This window comes from Magnetospirillum sp. UT-4 (assembly GCF_902729435.1).
Classification (GTDB): Bacteria; Pseudomonadota; Alphaproteobacteria; order Rhodospirillales; family Magnetospirillaceae; genus Magnetospirillum.
In genome coordinates this window covers 1-4,238 of record NZ_CACVCG010000102.1, presented here as the reverse complement: position 1 = coordinate 4,238, position 4,238 = coordinate 1, and the positions used below count along the sequence as shown (strand labels likewise).

Sequence of the window (4,238 nt, the reverse complement as noted above, 5' to 3'; positions counted from 1 at the left end):
ACGAGGCGGGCCAAGGACGTGCGACGGGCCGCACCCTTCGAGACGGCCGCTCGATCGGCCTCCTCAGGGTGAGGCCCGAATGAAAGGCCGATGACGAGCCGCCGCGTCGCCCCGGATCAGGCCCGGGACGACGGAAAGGACCTACGGCGCCTTGGCGAAGATCAGCGACGCGTTGGTGCCGCCGAAGCCGAACGAGTTCGACATGGCGTAGCGGATCTGACGCGGCTTGGCGACCAGCGGCACCAGGTCGAGGTCGCAGCCCTCGTCCGGGTTGTGCAGGTTCAGCGTCGGCGGCGCCACCTGGTCGCGCAGCGCCAGCAGCGAGTAGATCGCCTCGGCCGCGCCGGCGGCGCCCAGCAGGTGGCCGATGGCCGACTTGGTCGAGCTCATGGACAGCTTGTAGGCATCCTGGCCGAACACCCGCTTGACCGCCCCCAGCTCGATGGTGTCGCCCATGGTGGCGGTACCGTGGGCGTTGACGTAGTCGATTTGGTCGGTGTTGAGGCCGGCCCGCTTCATGGCGGCGACCATGGCGCGGGCGGCGCCGTCGCCGTCCTCGGCCGGGGCGGTGATGTGATAGGCGTCGCCCGACAGGCCGTAGCCCACCACTTCGCCGTAGATCTTGGCGCCGCGCTTCTTGGCGTGTTCGAGTTCCTCGAGCACCACGACGCCGGCCCCCTCGCCCATGACGAAGCCGTCGCGATCCTTGTCCCACGGGCGCGAGCCTTCGGTCGGGCGGTCGTTGTAGCTGGTGCACAGCGCCTTGGCGGCGGCGAAGCCGGCGATGCCCAGGCGGCACAGGGCGGCCTCGGCCCCGCCGGCGACCATCACGTCGGCATCGTCGAACATGATCAGGCGGGCGGCGTCGCCGATGGCGTGAGCGCCGGTGGCGCAGGCCGTCACCACCGAGTGGTTGGGACCCTTGAAGCCGTACTTGATCGAAACATGGCCGGAGATCAGGTTGATCAGCGCGGCGGGAATGAAGAACGGGCTGACGCGGCGCGGTCCCTGCTCCCTGAGCAGCAATGCGCCGTCGGCGATGCCGGGCAACCCGCCGATGCCGGAACCGATCATCACGCCGGTGCGGCAGCGGGCCTCCTCGTCCGGCGGCGTCCAGCCGGAATCCTCGACCGCCTCCATGGCGGCGCCCATGCCGTAGACGATGAAATCGTCCATGCGGCGGCGTTCCTTGGCCGAGGCCACCTTGTCGGGGTCGAACTCACCGTCGCCGGTGCCGCGCGGCACCACGCCGCCGATCTTGGCGGCCAGGTCCGACACCTCGAAATGCTCGATGGCGCGGATGCCGGATTCGCCGGCGATGAGGCGCTTCCAGTTGAGTTCGGCGCCCACGCCCAGCGGGCTGACGATGCCAAGGCCGGTTACGACGACTCGTCTCATGCGGAATGGTCCGTCCGATACTTAGAGTAAGGGCGCCGCCCCCGTCGGGAACGACGCCCTCGGAATGAAATTACTGGGCCTTCGAGATGAAATCGATCGCGTCCTTGACGGTCAGGATCTTCTCGGCGGCATCATCGGGGATTTCGCACCCGAACTCTTCTTCGAAGGCCATAACCAGCTCGACGGTGTCGAGGCTGTCAGCGCCCAGGTCGTCGATGAAGCTGGCGTTCTCGGTCACCTTGGACTCTTCAACGCCCAGGTGCTCGACGACAATCTTCTTAACCCGCTCGGCGACGTCGCTCATTTGAATTCCCTCGGAAGTCTCGTGCAGTGGGTATCCCGCGCTGGGCGGCGCGAAAGCCCCCCCCGTCCGGCGGAAAGTGGCCCGTACCTAGCACACTTTTCGCCCCTTGACCAGCGCCCGAACACAAGTTGTTGGGTAAGACGTTCACGATCTCCCTCCCCCCTTGTGGGGGAGGGGCTTCGGACGGTCACGGCATGGCCATGCCGCCGTTGACGTGCAGGGTCTGGCCGGTGACGTAGCCGGCGCGGTCCGAGGCCAGGTAGAGCACCGCCGCGGCGATGTCGTCGACCTCGCCCATGCGGCCCATGGGGATGGCCGGCAGCAGGCGCGCCTTCTGGTCGTCGGTGAGATCGTGGGTCATGGGCGTCGAGATGAAGCCGGGGGCGACGCAATTGGCGGTGACGCCGCGGCTGGCCACTTCCTGGGCCAGCGCCTTGGTCATGCCGATCATGCCGGCCTTCGAGGCGCAGTAATTGACCTGGCCGGGATTGCCGGTGACTCCGACGATGGAGGTGATGTTGATGATGCGGCCCGAGCGGCGCTTCATCATCCCCTTGACCGCGGCGCGGCACAGGCGGAAGGCGGCGGTCAGGTTGACGGCCAGGACCGCCTCCCAGTCCTCGTCCTTCATGCGCATGACCAGGCCGTCCTTGGTGATGCCGGCGTTGTTGACCAGGATGTCGAGCGACCCCATGGCCGCCTCGGCGTCCTTGGCCAGCTGCTCCACCGCCGCCCCGTCGGACAGGTTGGCGGGCAGCACGTGCACCCGCTCGCCCAGCTGGGCGGCCAGGGCGTCGAGGGCCTCGCGCCGGGTGCCGTGCAGGGCGACGGTGGCGCCGGCCCCATGCAGGGCGGCGGCGATGGCCCCGCCGATGCCGCCCGAAGCGCCGGTCACCAGCGCGGTCTTGCCGGAAAGGTCGAACATGATATCTCCCATGATGATGTCGTCAGCCCTTGAGGAACGCCTCGATGTCGGCGGGCGTGCCCACCGAACTCCCGGTCAGCTCCTTGTCGATGCGCTTGGCCAGGCCCGACAGCACCTTGCCGGCGCCCAGTTCGACCAGGCCGGTGACGCCCTGCTCCTTCATATAGAGGACGCCCTCGCGCCAGCGCACGGTGCCGGTCACCTGGCGCACCAGCAGGTCGCGGATCTCGGCCGGGTCGGTGACCCGCGAGGCGATCACGTTGGCCACCAGCGGCGCCTTCGGCGCGGCCATGGCGGTCCCGGCCAGGGCTTCGGCCATGGCGTCGGCGGCGGGCTGCATCAGGGCGCAGTGGAAGGGGGCGGAGACCGGCAGCATGACGGCGCGCTTGATGCCCTTCTCGGCGGCGATCTTGATGGCGCGCTCGACGGCGGTGCGGTGGCCCGACACCACCACCTGGCCGGGGGCATTGTCGTTGGCCGCCTCGCACACCTCGCCTTCGGCCGCCGCGGCGGCGATGTCCTTCGCCTGCTCGTACTCGGCCCCCAGCAGCGCGGCCATGGCGCCCAGCCCCACCGGCACCGCCTTCTGCATGCTGCGGCCACGCAGCTTCAGCAGCCGCGCCGCATCGGCCAGCGAGAAGGTGCCGGCGGCGGCCAGGGCCGAATATTCGCCCAGGGAATGGCCGGCGACGAAGGCCGCCTGGGTGGCAAGATCGAGTCCGCCCTGCTTCTCGAGCACCCGCACCACCGCCAGCGACACCGCCATCAGGGCGGGCTGGGCGTTCTCGGTCAGGGTCAGCTCGTCCTCGGGACCATCGAACATCAGCACCGACAGCTTCTGCCCCAGCGCGTCGTCGACCTCCTCGAAGACGTGCCGGGCCTCGGCGAAGGCGTCGGCCAGTTCGCGGCCCATGCCGACCGCCTGCGATCCCTGTCCCGGAAATACGAATGCGCGCGTCATCTCGAAGGTCCATTCCTGAGAAAAAATCACGCGAGAGGAAAGGGGCAAGCCCCTTCCATGTCAAGCGCCCGATGCGCCCAGGGCGGAGGACACCCCACCCCTTGGTATGATTGCATATGATTTTTTTTTAATCTAAAGGGGAAGTCAGACGCTGTGGGAGGGCACCGACTTGGCGGTAATCGTGTGGTCCGACGAATTCCTGATCGGGCATGCCGACCTGGACCAGGATCATCGTGCACTGATCGCCGGCATCAACGCCATCGGCCTGGCGCTGGACGAAGCCCGGCCGAATGCCGAGGTGATTGCCGAGATCGATCGCTGGCTCGCCGCCTTCACCATCCACATCCAGGCCGAGGAGCACATGCTGCAGTTTCTCACCCTGCCGCCCGGACGGTCGCACCGGGTCCAGCATTCCAAGGGCCATGCCGAGTTCGTCCACCGGGTGCAGGCGCTGCGCCGCGCCGTGGCCGACGGCACCGTGGCGCCCGGCGACATGGAGCAGATCGGCACCTTCATGACCCTGCTGGAACTGATCCGCGCCGATTTCGAGATGCTGGGCCACCTGCGCCGCGAGGGCGTCCTGCGCCCCGACGGCAGCCTTGCCGTGCCGGCCTGAACGCCGGCCGCGCCCCAGCCCTACTTCGCCCCCC

At 68.5% G+C, this 4,238-nt stretch carries 5 protein-coding genes; 1 reads left to right on the top strand and 4 read right to left on the bottom strand.

Going from position 1 to position 4,238, the window contains the following annotated elements; translation table 11 throughout:
* Positions 1–141 precede the first annotated feature (141 nt).
* The 4 genes from fabF to fabD all read right to left on the bottom strand — a co-directional run bounded on the left by fabF (position 142) and on the right by fabD (position 3,588).
* Positions 142–1,398, bottom strand: coding sequence for a beta-ketoacyl-ACP synthase II (gene fabF, locus MTBUT4_RS14280; protein WP_173980367.1), 1,257 nt, complete (start codon positions 1,396–1,398; stop codon positions 142–144).
* Positions 1,399–1,468: 70 nt separating this feature from the next.
* Positions 1,469–1,702 carry an acyl carrier protein gene (locus tag MTBUT4_RS14275; RefSeq protein ID WP_173980366.1) on the bottom strand — a complete coding sequence of 78 codons (234 nt, stop codon included), beginning with the start codon at positions 1,700–1,702 and terminating at the stop codon, positions 1,469–1,471.
* A gap of 187 nt (positions 1,703–1,889) precedes the next feature.
* Positions 1,890–2,627: a 3-oxoacyl-[acyl-carrier-protein] reductase gene (gene fabG / locus MTBUT4_RS14270; protein ID WP_173980365.1), complete on the bottom strand. Its 738-nt coding sequence runs from the start codon at positions 2,625–2,627 to the stop codon at positions 1,890–1,892.
* Positions 2,628–2,649: 22 nt separating this feature from the next.
* Entirely contained in the window at positions 2,650–3,588 is a 939-nt protein-coding gene (gene fabD, locus MTBUT4_RS14265) for an ACP S-malonyltransferase (protein ID WP_173980364.1), read from the bottom strand.
* A 169-nt stretch (positions 3,589–3,757) separates the two neighbouring features.
* Here fabD and MTBUT4_RS14260 point away from each other — a divergent pair, with 169 nt between their 5' ends.
* Positions 3,758–4,204, top strand: a complete 447-nt coding sequence (locus MTBUT4_RS14260; RefSeq protein WP_173980363.1) for a bacteriohemerythrin — start codon at positions 3,758–3,760, stop codon at positions 4,202–4,204.
* Positions 4,205–4,238: the final 34 nt, after the last annotated feature.